We start from the raw sequence: 1323 nt of genomic DNA, 5'->3' as shown, positions 1-1323 counted from the left end.
GTGGAACTGTGCGTGATCGGATCCCAAATCAGCGGCGTATGGTCTAATCCTTTGGCGTGAAGCCAGTGCGCGAGTGCTCGCATTTGCGGCCCAGTGATGGCACCGACTTTGATGGCGGATGGCGTGCCGAGCGCCAGCGCAGATGCACATTGTTCAATCAAGTGCTCAACCGATATTTCGCTCAGGATACGCGCCGTGTTGTCGGTTTGCGCTGTCACTATGGTCACGATGGGACACAGGTGAACGCTCAGTGCTTGCGCCACTTGGGCGTCCGCCGACACGCCCGCGCGACCGGTGTTATCGTGCCCTCCAATTGCCCACAGAATCGGTGTGGTCTGCGTCATCATTTACTCAGTATCCGAAGCCACAGGGATTTGCTGGTAGGCATCCTGCGAGATGCGCATCGAACAAAACTGTGGTCCGCACATCGAGCAGAAACGTGCGGATTTGGCGCCCGCCTGTGGCAGGGTCTCATCGTGATAACGTTGAGCCGTTACCGGGTCAAGGCCAAGATTGAACTGGTCTTCCCAACGAAAGGCAAAGCGTGCCTCAGACAGCGCGCGATCACGCATGGGGGCAAACGGATGCCCTTTGGCCAAATCGGCCGCATGGGCGGCAATTCGATAGGCCATCAGTCCGGCACGCACATCTTCGGGATTGGGAAGGCCGAGATGTTCTTTAGGAGTCACATAGCAGAGCATGGCACAGCCAAACCAGCCGATCATAGCAGCACCGATGGCCGAAGTGATGTGATCATAGCCTGGCGCAATGTCTGTGGTGAGAGGGCCCAACGTATAAAATGGCGCTTCGTGACAGTGCTTGAGTTGTTGGCGCATATTTTCTTCAATAAGGTGCATCGGCACATGCCCTGGGCCTTCAATCATCACCTGGACATCATGCGCCCATGCTTGTTGCGTCAACTCGCCAAGCGCTCTGAGTTCACCGAATTGCGCCTCGTCATTGGCATCGGCAATGGAGCCAGGCCGTAATCCGTCACCCAACGATAGCGACACATCGTATTGTCGGCACAGGCGACAAATTTCGTCGAAGTGTTCCCACAAAAAATTTTCCCGTTGATGAATTTGCATCCATTGCGCGAGAATCGAACCGCCACGCGAAACGATGCCGGTGACGCGATGTTGTGCGTGCGGGAGCAGTGAGCGAAGCACGCCAGCATGGATGGTGAAATAATCCACCCCTTGTTCTGCTTGCTCATGGAGCACCTCGAACATCACAGACCAAGACAAGTCGCGCACCTTGCCGCCAACCCGCGCCAATGCTTCGTAAATGGGCACTGTCCCAATTGGGACAGTGCCCATTTAC

2 protein-coding genes are annotated in these 1323 nt (G+C 56.0%); both read right to left on the bottom strand.

The genetic code is table 11. The annotated features are described in order from the left end of the window. On the bottom strand, positions 1–347 hold a 347-nt coding region (locus D6694_10495), incomplete at its 3' end, for a hypothetical protein (GenBank protein ID RMH40016.1). Next, entirely contained in the window at positions 348–1319 is a 972-nt protein-coding gene (gene thiC / locus D6694_10490; protein RMH40015.1) for a phosphomethylpyrimidine synthase, read from the bottom strand. It lies immediately after the preceding gene. Positions 1320–1323 lie beyond the last annotated feature (4 nt).

This window comes from Gammaproteobacteria bacterium (assembly GCA_003696665.1).
In the GTDB taxonomy this organism is placed as follows: Bacteria; Pseudomonadota; Gammaproteobacteria; order Enterobacterales.
The sequence above is the reverse complement of the archived record's forward strand: the minus strand, read 5'-3'. Positions and strand labels throughout refer to the sequence as shown.

Coding starts and splice junctions, on each gene's coding strand:
- thiC (RMH40015.1), bottom strand. CDS start 1,319: ATGGGCACTGTCCCAATTGGGACAGTGCCCATTTACGAAGCATTGGCG.